Source organism: Pantoea latae, from assembly GCF_002077695.1.
Lineage (GTDB): Bacteria > Pseudomonadota > Gammaproteobacteria > Enterobacterales > Enterobacteriaceae > Pantoea > Pantoea latae.
The window spans coordinates 65,375-85,138 of the sequence record NZ_MWUE01000018.1 but is presented as its reverse complement, the minus strand read 5'-3'; the positions used below and the strand labels follow the sequence as shown (position 1 = coordinate 85,138).

Below are 19,764 nucleotides of genomic sequence, written 5' to 3'. Positions count from 1 at the left end.
CCTAATTTCACGCTTCTGATTAGAAATTTATCATGAGTCAATCAAGCTATAACGCGGATGCTATTGAGGTTCTGACTGGCCTTGAGCCGGTTCGCCGTCGTCCCGGCATGTATACCGATACGACGCGTCCTAACCATCTGGGTCAGGAAGTCATTGATAACAGCGTCGATGAGGCGCTGGCGGGCCATGCGAAACGGGTCGAAGTGATTCTGCATGCCGATCAGTCGCTGGAGGTGATCGACGACGGGCGCGGCATGCCGGTGGACATCCACCCGGAAGAGGGTGTGCCCGCCGTTGAGCTGATCCTCTGCCGACTGCATGCGGGCGGCAAGTTCTCCAGCAAAAACTATCAGTTCTCGGGCGGCCTGCACGGCGTCGGCATCTCCGTGGTCAACGCCCTGTCGAAGCGGGTCGAGGTCACGGTGCGCCGCAACGGCGAAGTGTACGACATCGCGTTTGAAAACGGCGAGAAGGTGCAGGAGCTGACTAAAACCGGCACGGTGGCGAAACGCAACACCGGTACCAGCGTGCACTTCTGGCCTGACGAAAGCTTCTTCGACAGCCCGCGCTTCTCGGTCTCTCGCCTGACCCATCTGCTGAAGGCGAAAGCGGTGCTCTGTCCCGGCGTCGAGATCGTCTTTAAAGACAAGGTCAACAACACCGAACAGCGCTGGTGCTATGAAGATGGCCTCACCGACTACCTGTGCGAAGCGATCAACGGCCTGCCGACGCTGCCGGAAAAACCGTTCGTCGGCAGCTTCTCCGGCGACACGGAAGCGGTGGACTGGGCGCTGATCTGGCTGCCGGAAGGCGGCGAGCTGCTGACCGAAAGCTACGTCAACCTGATCCCGACCATGCAGGGCGGCACGCACGTTAACGGCCTGCGTCAGGGGCTGCTCGACGCGATGCGCGAGTTCTGCGAGTACCGCAACATTCTGCCGCGCGGCGTTAAGCTGTCGGCGGAGGATATCTGGGATCGCTGCGCTTACGTGCTGTCGGTGAAGATGCAGGACCCGCAGTTCGCCGGTCAGACCAAAGAGCGTCTCTCGTCGCGCCAGTGCGCCGCCTTCGTCTCGGCGGTGGTGAAAGATGCCTTTAGCCTGTGGCTCAACCAGAACGTGCAGGCGGCGGAACAGCTGGCGGAGCTGGCGATCGCCAGCGCTCAGCGCCGTATGCGCGCGGCGAAGAAAGTGGTGCGTAAAAAGCTCACCAGCGGACCGGCGCTGCCCGGCAAGCTGGCGGACTGCACCGCGCAGGACCTGAATAAAACCGAACTCTTCCTGGTGGAAGGGGATTCTGCCGGCGGATCCGCCAAGCAGGCGCGCGATCGCGAATATCAGGCGATCATGCCGCTGAAGGGCAAGATCCTCAACACCTGGGAAGTCTCCTCGGACGAGGTGCTGGCGTCGCAGGAGGTGCACGACATCTCCGTGGCGATCGGCATCGATCCCGACAGCGAAGATCTCAGCCAGCTGCGCTACGGCAAGATCTGCATCCTTGCCGATGCGGACTCCGACGGCCTGCATATCGCCACCCTGCTGTGCGCGCTGTTTGTGAAGCACTTCCGCTCGCTGGTGAAGGGCGGCCACGTCTATGTGGCGATGCCGCCGCTCTACCGTATCGATCTCGGTAAAGAGGTCTACTACGCACTCGACGAAGATGAAAAAGAGGGCGTGCTGGAGCAGCTCAAGCGCAAGAAGGGCAAGCCGAACGTGCAGCGCTTTAAAGGGCTGGGCGAGATGAACCCGCTGCAGCTGCGCGAAACCACGCTTGACCCTAACACGCGCCGCCTGGTGCAGCTGACGGTGGAAGAGAGCGACGTCGAGCAGACGCTGCGCGTGATGGATATGCTGCTGGCCAAGAAGCGTTCGGAAGATCGCCGCAACTGGCTGCAGGAAAAAGGCGATATGGCCGATATCGAAGTGTGACAGGCGCGCTGCGGGGTCGAGGATGAAAGTCACGCTGGAAGAGCTGCGCGTGCTGGTGGCGGTGGCGGACTGCGGTTCAATCACCGCGGCGGCGGAGCTGCTGGATCAAACCAGCTCAGGCGTAAGCCGCGCCCTGAGCCGTCTTGAAGCCAAGCTCAACAGCACCCTGCTGCACCGCACCACGCGACGGCTGGCCCTGACCGAAGAGGGCCTGCTGTTCCTGTCCCACGCGCGCCAGATCCTGCTCTCTGTCGAACAGGCGGAAGAGCAGCTCGCCCGACGCCGGGAAACCCCGTCGGGCCGCCTGCGCATCAACGCCGCCGCGCCTTTTATGCAGCATGTGGTGGTGCCGCTGATCGGCGCCTTCCGCCAGCGCTATCCGTTAATTCAGCTGGAACTCAATACCGACGATATCGTGATCGATCTGCTGGAGCAGCAGACCGATATTGCGATCCGCATCGGCGAGCTGCGCGATTCCACCATGCGCGCCCGCATGCTCGGCAGCAGCAGGGTGCGGCTGCTGGCCAGCCCGGACTATCTGCAACGGGCGGGCGAGCCGCACAGCGTCGAGGCGCTGGCGCAGCATCAGCTGATCGGCTTTAGCCAGCTGGAGATGCACAACGTCTGGCCCGTCTGGCAGCGCGAAGGCGAAATGCTGCGCATCCAGCCAACCATCGCCGCCTCAAGCGGCGAAATCATCCGTCAGCTCGCGCTGGCCGGGCAGGGCATCGCGCGCATCTCCGATTTCGTCAGCCATCAGGATCTCGCCGCCGGCCGGCTGAAAGAGGTGCTGGTGGCGCAGACCCTGGATGTGCGGCTGCCGGTGCACGCCGTGTACTACCGCAACGCGGAGCTGGCGGCGCGCATTACCTGTTTTCTCGATTTTCTTCACGCCGAGATCGCCGCGCAGGCGCTGTTCTGAAATAAAAAAAGCCGCGGGCCCGAAAGCGCGCGGCTGATCGGCGAGGCGGCGGTCAGGCCGTCGGCTCCAGCACCAGAATCTTCACGTCCACCACATCCGCTTTGATCTTTTCGCGATGCGCCTCCATATGCGGCATCTGCTGATGCTGCTCCAGATGGCGCAGCGACTCCCACTGCTCCAGCATAAAGATGGAGTCAGGTGAATTGTGCTTCCACGGCACCTGCGCCTGATGATCGACCAGCGCGTCATACTGATGGCAGCCCTCTTCGGCCAGCACCGTCGGGATCAGCGAGGCGATCGCGTCCAGCACTGCGTTGCGACGTCCAGGTTTGATACAAATCTCAGCCACTACCGTTAGCATTTACGCCTCCTCATTAACGGACCCGCATTAAGTTAAGCAAAGATCTCGCTGAGATGAGTCCGATAACGCGCGATATCGCGCGGCACGTCCGGCTGCTTGATCACGTCGTTGCAGATAAAGGTCGGCAGCGCGTCCATACCGAGGAACTGGTTCGCTTTATGGAAGTGCAGATAGAGGCCGTCGACGCCGACCCCTTCAAAGAACTGCTCGGGATCGGTAAAGGCTTCCAGCGGCGCGTTCCAGGTGAGCGACAGCATATATTTTTTACCCTGCAGCAAACCGCCTGAGCCATATTTCTTGCCGGCGTCGGCGCGGGTGCGGCCATCGCTGGCGTAGAGCTTGCCGTGGCCTTCGGTAAAGATCTCGTCGATATAGCGTTTCACCGTCCAGGGTTCGCCCATCCACCAGCCCGGCATCTGATAGATCACCACGTCGCTGTCGAGATACTTCTGCACCTCGTCTTCGATGCTGTAGTCGCTGTCGGCGACGGTGACGCTGACCTGATGGCCCAGGTCGCGCAGCTGGCTTGCCGCCACGTCGGTCAGGGTGTGGTTCAGTTCGCCTTTAGAGTGGGCGAAGGTTTTGCCGCCGTCGATAATCAGAATATTCATGCGCTAATCTCTTGTGTGATGCGATAGGGGGCTACTGTACGCGCGTCGCGCCGGGAGAAAAATGGGATTCGGATCACAAGACTTTTGCGCTGGAAGCAATAATCCCGCGCGGTATGACACACTCCGTTCACACTTAATCGCGTGGTAACAGAAGAACAGCTATGTACAAAACCCTATTCAGCGCGCTGCTGCTGGTCAGCGGCGTGGCGCAGGCGGATTCGCGCCTCGATCAAATCCTCGCCAGCAAAACGCTCAAGGTCTGCACCACCGGCGACTACAAGCCCTACACCTATTTGCGCCCGGACGGCCAGTATGAAGGGCTGGATATCAGCATGGCGCAGTCGCTGGCCGCCAGCCTCGACGCGCAGATCCGCTGGGTGCCGACCACCTGGAAAACCCTGTCGCAGGATTTTAAACAGCAGCAGTGCGACATCGCGCTGGGCGGCGTGTCGGTAACGCTGAAGCGCCAGCAGATCGCCTGGTTCGCCCAGCCGGTCGGCGTCGACGGCAAAATCCCGCTGGTGCGCTGCGCCGACAAGGCGAAATACCAGACCATCGCGCAGCTTAACGCGCCTGCGGTGCGCCTGATCGAGCCAGCGGGTGGCACCAATGAAGCTTTTGTTCACAGCCATCTGCCGCAGGCGTCGCTGACGCTGTTCCACGACAACGTCACCATTTTCCAGCAGCTGGTGGACAACAAGGCTGACGTAATGATCACCGACGCCTCCGAGGCGCTCTATCAGCAGCAGCGCTACCCGCAGCTCTGCGCCATCAATCCGCAGGCGCCGCTGCAGTATGGCGAGAAAGCGTACATGATCCCGCGCGACGATATGAGCTGGAAAGCCTATATTGACCAGTGGCTGCACCTGGCGACCGCCACCGGCGAGTATGCCCGTATTGCGGCGCAGTGGATGGGCGCGGCGCGCTGATCGCCGCGCCCGGCAATCGCGCGCCGCGCCGCGCTTCCCTGTGACTAATTCTGGCGATTAAGGTACTATCCTCGCCAAATAACCGCCGGGTGATCCGCCATTGCGGGCCACGAAGTGAGGATAAAAGCTTAATGAGTGAATTGACGCAGGATGGTGCAGAGCGTCTTGCCCTGCACAAATTTACCGAAAACGCGTACCTGAACTACTCCATGTACGTCATTATGGACCGCGCCTTGCCCTATATCGGCGACGGTCTGAAGCCGGTTCAGCGCCGTATCGTCTACGCCATGTCGGAACTCGGCCTGAGCGCCAGCGCCAAATTCAAAAAGTCGGCGCGTACCGTCGGCGACGTGCTGGGTAAATACCATCCGCACGGCGACAGCGCCTGCTATGAAGCGATGGTGCTGATGGCGCAGCCGTTCTCCTATCGCTATCCGCTGGTCGATGGCCAGGGCAACTGGGGCGCGCCGGACGATCCGAAATCCTTCGCCGCGATGCGCTACACCGAATCGCGCCTGTCGAAATATGCGGAAGTGCTGCTCGGCGAGCTGGGCCAGGGCACGGTCGACTTTGTGCCGAACTTCGACGGCACGCTGCAGGAGCCGAAGATGCTGCCTGCGCGGCTGCCAAACATCCTGCTGAACGGCACCACCGGCATTGCGGTCGGCATGGCGACCGATATTCCGCCGCACAACCTGCGCGAAGTGGCGCAGGCGGCGATCGCCCTGATCGACAAGCCGAACACCAGCCTCGACGCGCTGCTCGATATCGTGCACGGCCCCGATTATCCCACCGAGGCGGAGATCATCACGCCGCGCGACGAGATCCGCAAGATCTACCAAAACGGCCGCGGATCGATCCGTCAGCGCGCGGTGTGGAAAAAAGAGGATGGCGAGGTGGTGATCACCGCGCTGCCGCATCAGGTCTCTGGCGCGCGCGTGCTGGAGCAGATCGCCGCCCAGATGCGCAATAAAAAGCTGCCGATGGTCGAGGATCTGCGCGACGAATCCGATCATGAAAACCCGACTCGTCTGGTGATTGTGCCGCGCTCGAACCGCGTCGATCTCGATCAGGTGATGCACCACCTGTTCGCCACCACCGATCTCGAGAAGAGCTACCGCGTTAACCTCAACATGATCGGCCTCGACAACCGTCCGTCGGTGAAAAACCTGCTGGAGATCCTGTCGGAATGGCTGGTGTTCCGCCGCGACACCGTTAAGCGCCGCCTTAACTATCGCCTGGAGCGCGTGCTGCGTCGTCTGCACATCCTTGAGGGCCTGCTGGTCGCCTTCCTCAATATCGACGAGGTGATCCATATCATCCGCAGCGAGGATGAGCCTAAGCCGGTGCTGATGTCGCGCTTTGGCATCAGTGAAACTCAGGCGGAAGCGATCCTTGAGCTGAAGCTGCGCCATTTGGCGAAGCTGGAAGAGATGAAAATCCGCGGCGAGCAGAGTGAGCTGGAGAAAGAGCGCGATCAGATTCAGGCGATCCTCGCCTCTGAACGCAAGATGAACACGTTACTAAAGAAAGAGCTGCAGGCCGACGCCGCTGCCTACGGCGACGATCGCCGTTCGCCGCTGCACGAGCGCGAAGAGGCGAAGGCGCTGAGCGAGAACGAGCTGGTGCCTTCCGAGCCGGTGACCATCGTGCTGTCGCAGATGGGCTGGGTGCGCAGCGCCAAAGGTCACGATATCGACCCGTCCGGGCTGAGCTACAAAGCGGGCGACAGCTATCTGGCGGCGGCGCGCGGCAAGAGCAATCAGCCGGTCGCCTTTATCGACTCCACCGGACGCAGCTACACGCTTGATCCCACCTCGCTGCCGTCGGCGCGCGGGCAGGGCGAGCCGCTGACCGGCAAGCTTCAGCCGCCGCCGGGCGCGGTGGTGGAGCAGGTGCTGATGGAGGCGGAGGAGCAGAAGCTGCTGATGGCCTCCGACGCCGGCTACGGCTTTATCTGCACCTTCGCCGATCTGGTGTCGCGCAACCGCGCCGGCAAGGCGCTGCTGACGCTGCCGGACAACGCGCGCGTAATGACGCCGATGGCGGTGCATCACGAAGATGACATGCTGTTGGCGATCACCCAGGCGGGCCGGATGCTGATGTTCCCGGTGGGCGAGCTGCCGCAGATGTCGAAAGGCAAAGGCAACAAGATTATCTCTATTCCGGCGGCGGACGCCGCGGCGGGCAACGACAAACTCGCCTGGCTGCTGATCCTGCCGCCGGGCAGCGCGGTCACGCTCTACGTCGGCAAGCGCAAGCTGGTGATGCGCAGCGAAGAGCTGCAAAAGTTCCGCGCCGACCGCGGCCGTCGCGGCACGCTGCTGCCGCGCGGCCTGCAGCGTATCGACAAGGTAGAGCTGGATGCCCCAGCGCGTGCCGTCAGCGAAGACGGCGAAGCCTGAGCAACGCGGCGGATGATCTTCTCCGCCGCGCCATAATGAGGGATATATGTTACTAGTACTGCGCACGATATTTGTGGTGATTTACTCGATTCTGGTCTGCGTTTTCGGCTGCATCTGGTGTCTGTTTTCGCCGCGCAACCCGCGCCATGTCGCCACCTTCGGCCATCTGTTCGGCCGGCTCTCCGGGGTGTTCGGCGTCAAGGTCGAGCTGCGTAAACCCGCCGAAGCGGCCCATTACGGCAACGCCATCTATATCGCCAATCATCAGAACAACTACGACATGATCACCGCGGCGAAGATCGTCCAGCCGACCACGGTGACGGTGGGCAAAAAGAGCCTGCTGTGGGTGCCGTTCTTCGGCCTGCTCTACTGGCTCACCGGCAACCTGCTGATCGACCGCGATAACCGCTCGAAGGCGCACGGCACCATCGGCCAGCTGGTGGATCAGTTTAAAAAGAAGCGCATCTCGTTCTGGATGTTTCCGGAAGGCACGCGCAGCCGCGGCCGCGGTCTGCTACCTTTTAAAACCGGCGCGTTTCACGCCGCCGTGGCGGCGGGCGTGCCCATTATTCCGATTGTGGTCTCCAACACCCACGGCAAGATCAACCTGAACCGCCTGAAAAACGGTCTGGTGATTGTGGAAATGCTGCCGCCGATCGACACCAGCGGCTACACCACGCAGTCGGTGCGCAAGCTGGCGACCCACTGCCGCGAACTGATGATGGAGAAACTGGAAGCGCTCAACGCCGAAGTCGAGGCGCGCGAAAAAAGCGGTAAAATCTAGCCGGCCAGCATGTCGCCGGCACCCGCACGGATGCACGCGGCGCGCGTTTCGCCGCCGCGACGCAGCACAGCAATAATCAAGAATAACAATCAGCTGGCGCGCAGGCGCCAGGCGTAAAGGGTTTGACGTTCTATGTCTTTCAGCAGACGACAGTTTATCCAGCTTTCTGCTGGCGCGGCGCTTAGCGCGGGTCTCTTGCCTGGCGCGGCGCGCGCCGCCTCCGTTGCCAACGGCGATACGCCGCTGCCGGTGCCGCCGCTTATTGAATCGCGTCGCGGTCAGCCGCTGTTTCTGACGCTGATGCGCAGCCACTGGTCTTTTCTCGGCGACAGTAACAAAGTGCCGGTGTGGGGCGTCAACGGCCTCTATCTCGGGCCGACGGTGCGCGTTTACAACGGCGACGACGTCAAGCTGATCTACAGCAACCGCCTGAACGAGCCGGTGGCGATGACCGTCAGCGGCCTGCAGGTGCCGGGCGCGCTGATGGGCGGCGCGCCGCGCATGATGTCCGCCGGCGCCGACTGGGCGCCGGTGCTGCCGATCCGCCAGAACGCCGCCACCTGCTGGTATCACGCCAGCACGCCGAACCGCATGGCGCCGCACGTCTATAACGGCCTGGCGGGCATGTGGCTGATCGAAGACGAGGTGAGCAAACAGCTGCCGCTGCCGCGCCACTACGGCGTGGATGACTTTCCGCTGATTATTCAGGACAAGCGGCTCGATAACTTCGGCACGCCGACCTACGATCCGCCGCAGGACGGCGGTTTCCTCGGCGACGTGCTGCTGGTCAACGGCGTGCAGAATCCCTTTGTCGAGGTGTCGCGCGGCTGGGTGCGCCTGCGTCTGCTTAACGCCTCCAACGCGCGGCGCTATCAGATGGTGCTGAGCGATAACCGGCCTTTTACCGTGATCGCCAGCGATCAGGGCTTTCTCCCCGCGCCCGTGGCGGTGCAGCAGCTGTCGCTGGCGCCGGGCGAACGCCGCGAAGTGCTGATTGATATGTCGCAGGGCGATGAGGTGTCGATCACCGCCGGCACGGCGGCCGGTATTATGGATCGGCTGCGCGGCCTGTTCGAGCCTTCCTCAATCCTGACCAATACCCTGGTGCTGACGCTGCGTCCCACCGGGCTGCTGCCGCTGGTAACCGATAACCTGCCGATGCGCCTGCTGGCGGATCAAATCCTCGACGGCATGGCGACGCGCACGCGCGAGTTCCGCATCGGCGACGGCATGGCGGGCATTAACGGCGCGCAGTGGGATATGAACCGCATCGACACCACCGTGCAGCAGGGCACTTTTGAGCGCTGGATCCTGCGCGCCGATCGGCCGCAGGCGATGCATATTCAGGGCGCGATGTTCCTGATCAAGAGCGTCAACGGCGCGCAGCCGATGGGCGAAGATCGCGGCTGGAAAGATACGGTGTGGGTCGATGGCGAGGTTGAGCTGCTGGTGAGCTTCCCGCAAAGCTCGTCCGATCATTTCCCCTTCGTCTACTACAGCCAGACGCTGGAGCTGGCCGATCTCGGCACGGCGGGGCAGCTGCTGGTGCAGCCGACGGCGTAACGGGCGCGCTGCCCGTCAGAGCAGCGCGCATCGCGGTTAGTTAAAGGTTTCCGGATCTGGCCCCAGACGGTTGCCGCGATCCAGCTTCGCGATTTCGCTCAGTTCGGTCTTCTCCAGACGGAAATCGAACACTGCAAAGTTTTCTTCGATGCGCGCCGGCGTCACCGATTTCGGGATCACCACCAGCCCGCTGTCGAGATGCCAGCGGATCACGATCTGCGCTGCGGTTTTGCCATACTTCTTCGCCAGCTGGCGGATAATCTCCTGATCGAACACCCCTTCGCCGCCCTGCGCCAGCGGGCTCCAGGATTCGGTCTGGATCTGATGCATGGCGTTCCACGCGTGCAGCGTGCGCTGTTGCAGCATCGGGTGCAGCTCGATCTGGTTCACCACCGGCGAGACGCCGGTCTCGTCCAGCAGCCGCTTCAGGTGCGCTTCATGGAAGTTGCAGACGCCAATACTTTTGGTTAGCCCCTGCTGCTGCAGCTTGATCATCGCTTTCCACGCGTCAACGTAGTGATCTTTCTCCGGGCACGGCCAGTGCATCAGATAGAGATCGACCTGCTCCAGCTGCAGTTTTTTCAGGCTGGTTTCCATCGCCTGCTGCACATTCTGCTGGTCGTCGTTCCACAGCTTGGTGGTGACGAAAATCTCGTCGCGCGACACGTCGGTATCCTGTAACGCCTGGCCGATCGCCTCTTCGTTCTTGTAGGCCGCGGCGGTATCGATGGAGCGGTAGCCGACCTCCAGCGCCTTAAGCACCGCGCGGTGGGCGTCTTCGTTGCTCGCCTGCCACACGCCCAGCCCCAGCTGCGGCATCATATTGCCGTCGTGCAGTTTGATAATCGGTTGATCTGCCATAGGTGCTCCTTTCTGTTGCAGTGACCCGAGAGTGGTTAAGTCTAGTCAACAAACTTTATTGTGGGCGGCAATTCCGCTTCTCGCCCTGCCTGATCCTGCGGAAGTCTTGCCTGTTTCTCCATTTCAGTGGCGAATTTCGCAGCAGCCTGGCAGACTGGGTTCTTTATCCTGCGAGAGAGATGCATGGCGCACGAAGCTCTGTGTCAGCGCCTGGCCAGCCAGGTGGTGACCCTCATGACCCATGGACGCCACCGCCTTTGCCCGGTGGAAAACGTCGGCCTGATTTACGTTAACCAGTACCAGCCGCGCACGCCGATTATGTATCAGCCCGGTATCGTGATCCTGTTTCAGGGCAGCAAAACCGGCTATCTCGGCAGCACCGTGTTTACCTACGACGCCACCAAATACCTGATGCTCACCGTGCCGCTGCCGGTGGAGTGTGAAACCTGGGCGTCGCCGGAAGCGCCGGTCGCCGGCATGTTTCTGACGGTCGACACCGCCGGGCTGCAGGATCTGCTGATTGAGATCGGCGACGACGAAGATTTCCAGCCGCAGCCGCAGACCTCCGGCATTCACTCCGCCTGGCTGACCGAACCGATGCTGTGCGCGGCGGAGCGCCTGCTCGACGTGATGGTGAACCCGCGCGACGCACGCGTGCTCGGGCCGCAGATCGTGCGGGAGATTATCTATTACGTGCTGACTGGCCCAACGGGCGGCGCACTGCTGTCGCTGGTGAGCCGCCACACCCAGTTCAGCCAGATCGCCCGCGCGCTGCGCCGTATTGAAAATCACTATGCGGATAACCTCAGCGTCGACGCGCTGGCGGCAGAGGTGAACATGAGCGTCTCGGCGTTTCATCACAACTTCAAGGCGGTAACGCAGACCTCGCCGCTGCAGTATCTGAAGCGTTATCGGCTGCATCAGGCGCGGCTGCTGATGCTGCATGACGGGCTGAAGGCGAGCGCGGCGGCGGTGCGGGTGGGCTACGAAAGCCCATCGCAGTTTTCACGGGAGTTTAAGCGCTATTTCGGCGTGACGCCGGGAGAGGAGATCAATCGCGTGCGTCAGACGGTGGCGGAGCCGCAGGCCTGACGCCGCCCGATTACGCCTGCTTTTGCCGGCGTTTTTTCCAGATGACGATAACGCTGCCCGCCAGGCCGACAAACAGCAGCACCACCGGCAGCACCATCAGGATCGCCATCACCTGATCTTCATGGCGTTTGATAAAGGGCACCTGACTGATGCCATAGCCAAACGCCACCACAATCGCCACCCACAGCAGTCCACTCAGCCAGTTGAACAGCTGAAAGCGGCCGTTCTGCAGGCCGGAGATGCCCGCCATGGTAGGCAGAATGGTGCGAACGAACGCCAGAAAGCGGCCCACCAGCAGCGCCATCAGGCCGTGGCGGTTAAACAGCTGCCAGGCGCGCTGATGGTACTGCGCCGGCAGGTGCATCAGCCAGCTCTTCACCAGGCGCGTATTGCCGAGCCAGCGTCCCTGCAGGTAGCTCAGCCAGCAGCCGAGGCTGGCGGCGGTGGTGAGGATCACCATCGTCGGGAAAAAATCCATCACCCCTTTGGCCACCATCGCGCCCGCCAGCAGCAGCAAGCTGTCGCCCGGCAAAAAAGAGGCGGGAAGCAGGCCGTTTTCCAGAAACAGCGTCAGAAACATCACGCCATAAACTACCCAAACCACATTTGGATCGGCCAGCGCGGCGAAATCCTGATGCCAGAGCGCATGAACAATCTCGTGTAAAACACTCATCTGCTATCCCATCGAGTCACAAGGAATCTATTTTAGCGGCAATCCGGCGGAGAGATTTGATCTGCGGCCGGTCGCCATTCTGTGGTTGAGGTTCTGTTTATGTTACGACTGCGCCAGGCGGGCAAAGCCCGCCGTTAAATCGTCAATCAGGTCGTCAACGTGTTCCAGACCAATATGCAGGCGCACCAGGGTGCCGTCAAAGTCGACGCCGCCCGCCGGGCGAATCGCCGCCAGCTCTTCCGGCTGGTTCGCCAGGATCAGCGACTCATAGCCGCCCCACGAGTAGGCCATGCTGAAATGGTGGAAGCGATCGAGATAATGCGCCAGTTTTTCGCCGCCGAGTTTTTCATGCAGCACAAAGGAGAACAGGCCGCTGCTGCCGCTAAAGTCGCGTTTCCAGAAGGCGTGGCCTTTACTCTTCGCCAGCGCCGGATGGTTGACGCGCGCCACTTCCGGCCGTGTCGCCAGCCACTCCGCCACCGTTAACGCGCTCTCTTCATGCTGGCGCAGGCGCGTGGCGAGGGTGCGCAGGCCGCGGCTCGCCATATAGGCGCTGTCGGCGTCTACCGTCTGGCCCATCAGATAGGAGTTTTCGCGCAGCTGCTCCAGGCAGCGCGCATTCGCCACCGCGGTGCCGATCATCGCGTCGCTGTGGCCGATCAGATATTTGGTGCCCGCCTGAATCGAGATATCGACGCCGTGCGCCAGCGCGTTAAAGAACACGCCCGCCGCCCAGGTGTTGTCCATCATGATCACCGCGTCGGGCGCCTTCGCGCGCACGGCGGCGACAATGGCGGGAATATCCTGCACCTCCATGGTGATAGACGCGGGAGACTCGAGAAACACCACGCGGGTTTCCGGGCGCACCAGCGCGGCGATATCGCTGCCGATGGTGTGATCGTAGAAGGTGGTGGCGACGCCAAGTTTGCTGAGGATTTTAGTGCAGAAGTCCTGGGTCGGCTCATAGACCGCGCCGCACATCAGCACATGGTCGCCGGCGTCGACGAAAGAGAGAATGGCGTTAGCCACCGCCGCCGCGCCGCAGGGGTAGAGCACACAGCCCGCGCCGCCTTCCAGCTCGGTCATCGCATCCTGCAGCGAGAAGTGAGTCAGGGTGCCGCGCCGGCCGTAAAAGAGTTCGCCGCTGGCGCGTCCCGCCGTGGCGCGTTTTTTATCGGCAACGCTGTCAAAAACCAGCGAAGAGGCGCGCTGAATGACGCTGTTGACCGCGCCCTGCGTGTAACGTTTGCTGCGTCCTGCGCTGACTAAGGTGGTATCGATTTTTTTGGTTGTCATTCGTGTCTGCCCTGCCGCTTCCTACAAAGGCTTCACGTTACCATGAATTGCCGGTCAGGGTTGACCCCAAATCCTGATATTCAGAACCTGTCCGCTGGCGGGCGACGGCGCGCCGCCCGCCTTGCCGCGCGCTACATCACGCCCATCACATGCGGCAGCCAGAGGGAGATGGCCGGGATGTAAGTGATCAGCATCAGCACCAGAAACAGGATGCCGTAAAAGGGCAGCATCGCGCCCACCACCTGCTCAATCTTCTGCTTGCTTACCGCGCTGGCGACGAACAGCACCGTGCCCACCGGCGGGGTAATCAGGCCGATGCCGAGATTGGTCATCATGATCATGCCGAAGTGCACGGGATCGATGCCCAGCGCGGTCGCCACCGGCAGCAGCACCGGCGTCAGGATCAGGATGATCGGCGCCATATCCATCAGCGTGCCGATCACCAGCAGCAGGACGTTGATGCACATCAGAATGACGTACTTGTTGTCCGACAGGCTGGTAAAGGCGTCGGTAATAATGGTTGGCAGCTGCATAAAGGTCATCACCGCGCCGAAGCCCGCCGCGAAGGCGATCAGCACCATCACGATGGTCACCGTTTTGATGGTGCGGAACAGCAGAATATGCAGCTGGCTCCACTTAAAGTCGCGGTAGATAAACATGGTAACGAAGAAGGCCCAGAGGCAGGCGATCGCCGCCGACTCCGACGCGGTAAAAATGCCGGAGAGAATGCCGCCCAGAATGATGACGATGGTGAAGAGGCCCCAGAAGGCGTCGAAAAAGATCTTCACCGCCTGGCGAAACGGAATGCGCTCGCCTTTGGGATAGCCGCGCTTGCGCGCAAAGGCCAGGCACATCACCATCAGACAGAGCCCCAGCAGCAGGCCGGGAAAAATGCCGGCGACAAACAGCGAGGAGATGGTGACCACGCCGCCGGTCGCCAGCGAATAGATCACCGAGTTGTGGCTGGGCGGCGTCAGCACCGCCTGCACCGAGCCGCTGGCGGTGACCGCTGCGGCGAAGTCGCGCGGATAGCCTTTCTGCTCCATCTGCGGGATCATCACCGAGCCGATCGAGGCGGTGTCCGCCACCGACGAGCCGGAAATGGCGCCGAAAAAGGTCGAGGCGACGATGTTCACCAGCGACAGCCCGCCGCGAATAAAGCCGACGAAGATATAGGCGAAGTTCACCAGCCGTCGCGCAATGCCGCCCTCCGCCATAATCGCGCCCGCCAGGATAAAGAAGGGAATGGTGAGCAGCGAGAATTTATTCACCCCGTTGGTGATTTGAATCACCACCGCTTCGAGCGGCAGATCGATCCACCAGGCGCCGATAAAGGCGCTGAGGCCCACGGCGAAGGCGACGGGAAAGCCTAACAGCAGCAGCACAACCAGGCTGCCGATCAATATCAATGCGTCCATGGTCGCTCCTTAATGGGTGCCGCCTAAAACCACCACTGGCCGCTGGCTTTGATCGCCGTTCAGCAGCCGCTCGATAACAAACAACAGGGTAAACAGCGCGCCGATGGGGATCGGCAAATACATTTCGCCGTAGGTTACCGACGGCAGCGAGGCGAGCGGCTGGATCCACATCGCCGCGCAGAGGCTGTAGCTCGCCTGGAAGATAATCAAACAGGTCGCCACCATCAGCAGATCGCACAGGCGCAGCATCAGACGCTGCGCGCCGGGCGACAGGCGATCCGTCACCATCGAGACGCAGATATGGGTGCCGGCGCGGAAGCCCACCGGCGCGCCGATAAAGGTAAAAATAATCATGCAGACGATGGCCACCGGTTCGGGCCACGCCAGCGCGCCGTTCAACACATAGCGGGCAAAGATGCCGATGGGGATCACCGTCACCATAATCAGCAGCGCGACGGCGGCGATGCCCATGCACAGCAGGTAGAGCCCATCCATCAGACGAGAGTATCGGGTCATATGCGTTACCTGAATAACGCCGCGCAGGACGCGCGGCGGGGGAGGTTATTTAACGTCAGCGATCTGCGTCATCAGATCTCGATATTTACCGCCAAACTCATCGCGCACCGGCTGCGTGGCTTTCATAAAGTAGTCCCGGTCGGTCTCCTGGAAGGTGACGCCACCCGCTTTCATCTTCTCGATCGACTGCTGGGTGTAGGTGGCCCAGAGCTGGCGCTCTTCATCCTGCGCCTCTTTGCCGAGTTTTTTCAGCAGCGCCTGATCGTCTGGCGAGAGGCGCGCCCATGCGCTTTTTGAGAAGAGGATCATCTCCGGCTGGATAAAATGGCCAGTCAGGGTGTAGTACTTCGCCACCGGCAGGTAGTTGTGGGCAACGAACGTGGGCGGGTTGTTTTCGGTGCCGTCTACCACGCCGGTCTGCATGGCGCTAAACACTTCGCTGACGCCCATCGCCACCGGGTTCGCTCCCATCGCTTTTAGCGTTGCCAGCGAGATGGCGCTGTTCTGCACGCGGATTTTCATACCCTTGAGATCCTCGGGCTTGCTGAGCGGCTTTTTGGTGATCATGTTGCGTTCGCCGGCGTCGGTCCAGCCGAGAAACACCATGCGCGCGTTGGCGTCGGCGTCAAACTTCTCAACGATCTGCTTGCCGACCTCGCCGTCCAGCACCTTATGCATATGCTCGACGTCGCGGAAGATATAGGGCAGCGTCAGCACGCTGGTTTCCGGCGCGATGGTGGTGACCGGCGCCAGCGAGACGCGGATCATATCGATGGCGCCGAGCTGCACCTGCTGTAAGGTTTGATCTTCGTCGCCCAGCACGCCGCCTGCGTAGACGCGCATCTCCAGCCGCCCGTCGGTGGCCTGTTTAAGCTTGTCGCCCATATGCTGCAGCGCCACCACGGTGGGATAGCCGGCGGGCTGCACTTCCGCCACTTTCAGCACCTTCGCCGACGCGGCGGTGGCGCTCAGGCCGAGCGCAGCGGAGACGGAAACGGCAAGCATCCATTTATTCATTTTCATTATTTTTCTCCAGGCAGGTAGAGGAGGGCACGGGGAACGATCCAGGTGCTGCCAGAATAGGCAAATGGCGCTGGTTGAAAATGCGACAATGTTGATTGAATGAACAAGCTCACATTCTGAAACGATGTTTTAATAAATTTATACTGGAAATCACATTTCTGAAATGCCCTTAAAAAGGTTCATAAAAGGCCGCTAATAAGGGCAACAACCGGCCGCGCTGTTTGTAAATAGTAATGAGAACTACTATCAATTCGCCCGTTTTTTGCTATTATTCGCGCTTATCCATTATTCCTGCATATGAAGTTGGAGACGCAGCGTGGTAGCCAGTGACTTGATGCAAACGGACCTCTCCGTTTGGGGCATGTATCAACATGCTGATATCGTGGTAAAAGTGGTAATGATCGGCCTGTTACTGGCGTCGGTCGTGACCTGGGCGCTCTTTTTTGGCAAGTTTGCCGAGCTGAGCGCGGCGAAACGCCGACTGAAACAAGAGCAGCTGGCGCTGGGCGACGCGCGCAATCTGGGCGATGCCGCCCGTGCCGCCGCGCAGTTCAAAGGCCATAGCCACAGCGCCGTGTTGCTGAATGACGCGCAAAACGAGATTGAGCTGTCGGCGGGCGTTGAGGATACCGACGGGATTAAAGAGCGCACCAGCTTCCGTCTGGAGCGCCGCGTCGCCGCCTTTAGCCGTCACGCCGGTCGCGGCAACGGTTTTCTCGCCACTATCGGTTCCGTGTCGCCTTTTATCGGCCTGTTCGGCACGGTATGGGGCATCATGAACAGCTTTATCGGCATCGCGCAGACGCAGACCACCAATCTGGCGGTTGTCGCGCCCGGCATCGCCGAAGCGCTGCTGGCGACCGCCATCGGCCTGGTGGCAGCGATCCCGGCGGTGGTGATCTATAACGTGTTCGCGCGCATGATTGCGAGCTATAAGGCGTCGCTGGGCGACGTGGCCGCGCAGATCCTGCTGCTGCAGAGCCGCGATATCGACCTGGGCAATCTCAACGCGAAAAGCGCTGACGCCCGTCCGGCCGCTCAGAAATTACGCGTAGGTTAACGTCATGGCAATGCGATTAAACGACGACCTGGAAAGCGATGGCGAAATGCATGAGATCAACGTAACGCCGTTTATCGACGTTATGCTGGTTCTGCTGATCATCTTTATGGTGGCCGCGCCGCTGGCGACCGTGGATGTTCGCGTTAATCTGCCTGCCTCGACCAGCGCGCCGCAGCCGCGGCCGGAGAAGCCGGTCTACTTGTCGATTAAAGCGGATAAGCAGTTTTATATCGGCAACGATCAGGTGACGCCGGAGACGCTGGTTCAGGTGTTGAACAGCCAGACTCAGGGCAACAAAGAGACGACGATCTTTTTCCAGGCCGATAAATCGGTCGATTATGAAACGCTGATGAGCGCGATGGATAAGCTGCGTGGCGCGGGTTATCTGAAAATCGGCCTGATGGGAATGGAAACCGCCGCGAAGTAAGCGGTTGGGATAAGAAAAGGGCAGCCTGCGGGCTGCCCTTTTTTGTTTTTTTGGGCGGGCGTGGTGTGATAAGTGCTAATGTTTACCGGCACTTCCTGAATGTCGCTGTCGCTCAGCACCGTATAGAATAGTCGCTGGCACATATCAGACGTAAGGTATGAACCAGGCTATCGCCCAGAGTGACCGATTCTCGCCAGCGGCTGGAAAAATAAAATATGACAGGAGTAACCATGAAAGACTTTAAGATCGCCTTTATCAAAGCCAACTGGCATGCAGAGATTGTTAATAATGCGCTGGCAGGGTTTAAACAAGAATTAGCGGCACAGGAGGTGAACGCGGAGTTAAAAACGTTCGACGTTCCCGGCGCGTTTGAGATGCCCTTACTGGCAAAGCGTTTAGCTGAAACCGGCAAATACGATGCGATCGTTTGTGCTGCGCTGGTGGTTGACGGCGGTATCTATCGTCACGATTTCGTTGCCGCGGCGGTGGTTGACGGCCTGATGAACGTGCAGCTCACCACCAATGTGCCGGTCTATTCTGTGTCACTGACGCCGCATAATTTCCAGCCGGTTGAAGCGCTGGAAAATTTCTACACCGAACACTTCATTAAGAAAGGCCAGGAAGCCGCGCGCGCAGCGCTGGCGATTCATAATCTGGCGATTGACTGAAACTGAACGTCCGATGCAATGTCCGCTTTTCGCTTATAGCGGACCTTGTTCCTGACGGAAGCCTGCCTTATGCCAGAAGCGGTGCTGGCGCGCTGCGCATCCTTTACTCCTTTAAAAATGCCTCAACCGCGCTGAAGAACCGCTCAGGCTGATCAAGCATCACAAAGTGAAAACTCTCATCGATGCGCGTGAAATGGATATCGGATGCAGAGGCATAGGCCTGATGGTACATCGCCTCTACGCGAGTTGCCGGTATCCCGAATAAGGGATCATACGCGTATACGATCTCCATCGGCGCTTTAATGCGGCCAAGCTCGGGACGCAAATCGGTCATCATCAGTTCATACAGTGCATCCGCAACGGTTTTGCGATCGGAATGGATGCTCGCCGCCACCAGAGCGGGCCTCACCGTCTCGGTTTTGGCTAAACGGGCTATGGAGGCTGTCTGAAACGCGTCGAACTGCTGCGGCGACTGCTGCAGTAGCCACTCCCGCGTAGCCGCGGCATGGCTGGCAGCCGTTTCGCGGGTCGCCGCAGGGTCCATCATCAACGTATAGAACGGCAACGCATCGACGATCATCAAACGACCGACCATGTCGGGATAGCGCGCCCCCAGCATCAAGGCGATCTCTCCCCCGAGAGAATGGCCAACGATCATCGGGGCGTGGATGTGCTGGGCCTGGATATAGTCAGCGATGGCCTCCACTGCCGGCGCGATGACCTTTCCCTCTGGGCGGGAAACGGCCGGCGTAGTCGCAAAGCCTGCCAGTTCGACAAGATGAACGCGGTGGTTGCTGCGTAAACCTGCTGCGACCTCGGCCCAGACGTCGCGCGACGACGCCAGCCCTGGAATCAAGATGACATCCGTTCCTGCGCCCTGCGTCTGTACAGAGATACGCTGCGAGTGGGGAGAAAGTGGGGTAACAGGCTGAGCGGCGGATGCTGAGAATAAGAGTGACATGAGTAAAAGCGTTGCTCCGAATAGTGCACGAACAGTGGTGGTATGCATGACCTCTCCCTGTTTACGTTAGCGGCTTAAGCCACGACTTATCGCTTTGCGCCTTTTCAACCACTTTGCCTGTTGGCTGCCTGAAAGCAGACTCAGGCAGCGCGAGCGCGCACAAGGGTGAATAATGCTGCATAATTGCCAGGTTAACTGTTTGTTACTTTTAGTTTCAGTATTGTAAAGTGAAATGGTGAGGCGCGTCACGTTAATCCCAGGCCCGT

At 60.4% G+C, this 19,764-nt stretch carries 19 protein-coding genes; 10 read left to right on the top strand and 9 right to left on the bottom strand.

Annotated features, from left to right (window positions below; all coding sequences use genetic code 11):
- Positions 1-32 precede the first annotated feature (32 nt).
- Positions 33-1,928, top strand: coding sequence for a DNA topoisomerase IV subunit B (gene parE / locus B2J69_RS13095; RefSeq protein WP_081139826.1), 1,896 nt, complete (start codon positions 33-35; stop codon positions 1,926-1,928).
- A 22-nt stretch (positions 1,929-1,950) separates the two neighbouring features.
- Positions 1,951-2,850, top strand: a complete 900-nt coding sequence (locus B2J69_RS13090) for a LysR substrate-binding domain-containing protein (RefSeq protein ID WP_081139824.1) — start codon at positions 1,951-1,953, stop codon at positions 2,848-2,850.
- A 52-nt stretch (positions 2,851-2,902) separates the two neighbouring features.
- Here B2J69_RS13090 and B2J69_RS13085 read toward each other — a convergent pair whose 3' ends face one another.
- Together B2J69_RS13085 and B2J69_RS13080 are read right to left on the bottom strand one after the other, a co-directional pair.
- Positions 2,903-3,211, bottom strand: a complete 309-nt coding sequence (locus B2J69_RS13085) for a putative quinol monooxygenase (protein WP_081139822.1) — start codon at positions 3,209-3,211, stop codon at positions 2,903-2,905.
- 32 nt (positions 3,212-3,243) lie between these two features.
- Complete coding sequence (locus B2J69_RS13080; protein ID WP_081139821.1) at positions 3,244-3,822, bottom strand: NAD(P)H-dependent oxidoreductase; 579 nt, start codon at positions 3,820-3,822, stop codon at positions 3,244-3,246.
- A 161-nt stretch (positions 3,823-3,983) separates the two neighbouring features.
- Here B2J69_RS13080 and B2J69_RS13075 point away from each other — a divergent pair, with 161 nt between their 5' ends.
- From B2J69_RS13075 to ftsP, 4 genes are all read left to right on the top strand, one after another.
- Positions 3,984-4,751 (top strand): transporter substrate-binding domain-containing protein, encoded by a 768-nt coding sequence (locus B2J69_RS13075; protein ID WP_081139819.1) that lies wholly within the window; start codon positions 3,984-3,986, stop codon positions 4,749-4,751.
- Positions 4,752-4,882: 131 nt separating this feature from the next.
- Positions 4,883-7,156 (top strand): DNA topoisomerase IV subunit A, encoded by a 2,274-nt coding sequence (gene parC, locus B2J69_RS13070; RefSeq protein ID WP_081139817.1) that lies wholly within the window; start codon positions 4,883-4,885, stop codon positions 7,154-7,156.
- A 46-nt stretch (positions 7,157-7,202) separates the two neighbouring features.
- Complete coding sequence (locus B2J69_RS13065) at positions 7,203-7,940, top strand: 1-acylglycerol-3-phosphate O-acyltransferase (RefSeq protein WP_081139815.1); 738 nt, start codon at positions 7,203-7,205, stop codon at positions 7,938-7,940.
- Between the two features lie 132 nt (positions 7,941-8,072).
- Entirely contained in the window at positions 8,073-9,503 is a 1,431-nt protein-coding gene (ftsP, locus tag B2J69_RS13060) for a cell division protein FtsP (RefSeq protein ID WP_081139813.1), read from the top strand.
- Positions 9,504-9,539: 36 nt separating this feature from the next.
- On the opposite strand, the gene dkgA is transcribed toward ftsP, so the two are convergent.
- Positions 9,540-10,364 carry a 2,5-didehydrogluconate reductase DkgA gene (dkgA, locus tag B2J69_RS13055; protein WP_081139811.1) on the bottom strand — a complete coding sequence of 275 codons (825 nt, stop codon included), beginning with the start codon at positions 10,362-10,364 and terminating at the stop codon, positions 9,540-9,542.
- Positions 10,365-10,547: 183 nt separating this feature from the next.
- Between dkgA and B2J69_RS13050 the strand changes: the two genes are divergently transcribed.
- The gene (locus B2J69_RS13050; RefSeq protein ID WP_081139808.1) at positions 10,548-11,456 is read left to right on the top strand and encodes an AraC family transcriptional regulator; all 909 of its coding nucleotides are present in this window, start codon (positions 10,548-10,550) and stop codon (positions 11,454-11,456) included.
- Between the two features lie 10 nt (positions 11,457-11,466).
- Here the strand turns inward: B2J69_RS13050 and B2J69_RS13045 are convergent, their stop codons facing one another.
- The 5 genes from B2J69_RS13045 to B2J69_RS13025 all read right to left on the bottom strand — a co-directional run bounded on the left by B2J69_RS13045 (position 11,467) and on the right by B2J69_RS13025 (position 16,382).
- Positions 11,467-12,129, bottom strand: coding sequence for a DedA family protein (locus B2J69_RS13045; protein ID WP_081139806.1), 663 nt, complete (start codon positions 12,127-12,129; stop codon positions 11,467-11,469).
- 102 nt (positions 12,130-12,231) lie between these two features.
- Positions 12,232-13,425: a cystathionine beta-lyase gene (gene metC, locus B2J69_RS13040; RefSeq protein WP_081139804.1), complete on the bottom strand. Its 1,194-nt coding sequence runs from the start codon at positions 13,423-13,425 to the stop codon at positions 12,232-12,234.
- Positions 13,426-13,556: 131 nt separating this feature from the next.
- Positions 13,557-14,843 carry a TRAP transporter large permease gene (locus tag B2J69_RS13035; RefSeq protein WP_081139802.1) on the bottom strand — a complete coding sequence of 429 codons (1,287 nt, stop codon included), beginning with the start codon at positions 14,841-14,843 and terminating at the stop codon, positions 13,557-13,559.
- Between the two features lie 9 nt (positions 14,844-14,852).
- Positions 14,853-15,359, bottom strand: a complete 507-nt coding sequence (locus B2J69_RS13030) for a TRAP transporter small permease (protein ID WP_081139800.1) — start codon at positions 15,357-15,359, stop codon at positions 14,853-14,855.
- Positions 15,360-15,404: 45 nt separating this feature from the next.
- On the bottom strand, positions 15,405-16,382 hold the full coding sequence (locus B2J69_RS13025) for a TRAP transporter substrate-binding protein (RefSeq protein ID WP_081139798.1): 978 nt from the start codon (positions 16,380-16,382) through the stop codon (positions 15,405-15,407).
- A 334-nt stretch (positions 16,383-16,716) separates the two neighbouring features.
- Here B2J69_RS13025 and exbB point away from each other — a divergent pair, with 334 nt between their 5' ends.
- The 3 genes from exbB (at position 16,717) to B2J69_RS13010 (ending at position 18,537) form a co-directional block, all read left to right on the top strand.
- Positions 16,717-17,442 (top strand): tol-pal system-associated acyl-CoA thioesterase, encoded by a 726-nt coding sequence (exbB, locus tag B2J69_RS13020; protein WP_081139796.1) that lies wholly within the window; start codon positions 16,717-16,719, stop codon positions 17,440-17,442.
- A 4-nt stretch (positions 17,443-17,446) separates the two neighbouring features.
- Positions 17,447-17,869, top strand: coding sequence for a TonB system transport protein ExbD (gene exbD / locus B2J69_RS13015; protein WP_081139795.1), 423 nt, complete (start codon positions 17,447-17,449; stop codon positions 17,867-17,869).
- Positions 17,870-18,099: 230 nt separating this feature from the next.
- Complete coding sequence (locus B2J69_RS13010; RefSeq protein ID WP_081139793.1) at positions 18,100-18,537, top strand: 6,7-dimethyl-8-ribityllumazine synthase; 438 nt, start codon at positions 18,100-18,102, stop codon at positions 18,535-18,537.
- Positions 18,538-18,640: 103 nt separating this feature from the next.
- Here the strand turns inward: B2J69_RS13010 and B2J69_RS13005 are convergent, their stop codons facing one another.
- Complete coding sequence (locus B2J69_RS13005) at positions 18,641-19,546, bottom strand: alpha/beta fold hydrolase (protein WP_081139791.1); 906 nt, start codon at positions 19,544-19,546, stop codon at positions 18,641-18,643.
- Positions 19,547-19,764 lie beyond the last annotated feature (218 nt).

Bases quoted from the DNA above. Each gene is read 5' to 3' on its own strand.
- exbD (WP_081139795.1), top strand. From the start codon at position 17,447: ATGGCAATGCGATTAAACGACGACCTGGAAAGCGATGGCGAAATGCAT.
- B2J69_RS13025 (WP_081139798.1), bottom strand. From the start codon at position 16,382: ATGAAAATGAATAAATGGATGCTTGCCGTTTCCGTCTCCGCTGCGCTC.
- B2J69_RS13035 (WP_081139802.1), bottom strand. From the start codon at position 14,843: ATGGACGCATTGATATTGATCGGCAGCCTGGTTGTGCTGCTGCTGTTA.
- ftsP (WP_081139813.1), top strand. From the start codon at position 8,073: ATGTCTTTCAGCAGACGACAGTTTATCCAGCTTTCTGCTGGCGCGGCG.
- parE (WP_081139826.1), top strand. From the start codon at position 33: ATGAGTCAATCAAGCTATAACGCGGATGCTATTGAGGTTCTGACTGGC.
- B2J69_RS13005 (WP_081139791.1), bottom strand. From the start codon at position 19,546: ATGCATACCACCACTGTTCGTGCACTATTCGGAGCAACGCTTTTACTC.
- B2J69_RS13045 (WP_081139806.1), bottom strand. From the start codon at position 12,129: ATGAGTGTTTTACACGAGATTGTTCATGCGCTCTGGCATCAGGATTTC.
- metC (WP_081139804.1), bottom strand. From the start codon at position 13,425: ATGACAACCAAAAAAATCGATACCACCTTAGTCAGCGCAGGACGCAGC.
- B2J69_RS13010 (WP_081139793.1), top strand. From the start codon at position 18,100: ATGAAAGACTTTAAGATCGCCTTTATCAAAGCCAACTGGCATGCAGAG.
- B2J69_RS13030 (WP_081139800.1), bottom strand. From the start codon at position 15,359: ATGACCCGATACTCTCGTCTGATGGATGGGCTCTACCTGCTGTGCATG.
- B2J69_RS13085 (WP_081139822.1), bottom strand. From the start codon at position 3,211: ATGCTAACGGTAGTGGCTGAGATTTGTATCAAACCTGGACGTCGCAAC.
- B2J69_RS13080 (WP_081139821.1), bottom strand. From the start codon at position 3,822: ATGAATATTCTGATTATCGACGGCGGCAAAACCTTCGCCCACTCTAAA.
- B2J69_RS13090 (WP_081139824.1), top strand. From the start codon at position 1,951: ATGAAAGTCACGCTGGAAGAGCTGCGCGTGCTGGTGGCGGTGGCGGAC.
- dkgA (WP_081139811.1), bottom strand. From the start codon at position 10,364: ATGGCAGATCAACCGATTATCAAACTGCACGACGGCAATATGATGCCG.
- B2J69_RS13065 (WP_081139815.1), top strand. From the start codon at position 7,203: ATGTTACTAGTACTGCGCACGATATTTGTGGTGATTTACTCGATTCTG.
- B2J69_RS13050 (WP_081139808.1), top strand. From the start codon at position 10,548: ATGGCGCACGAAGCTCTGTGTCAGCGCCTGGCCAGCCAGGTGGTGACC.
- exbB (WP_081139796.1), top strand. From the start codon at position 16,717: ATGCAAACGGACCTCTCCGTTTGGGGCATGTATCAACATGCTGATATC.
- B2J69_RS13075 (WP_081139819.1), top strand. From the start codon at position 3,984: ATGTACAAAACCCTATTCAGCGCGCTGCTGCTGGTCAGCGGCGTGGCG.
- parC (WP_081139817.1), top strand. From the start codon at position 4,883: ATGAGTGAATTGACGCAGGATGGTGCAGAGCGTCTTGCCCTGCACAAA.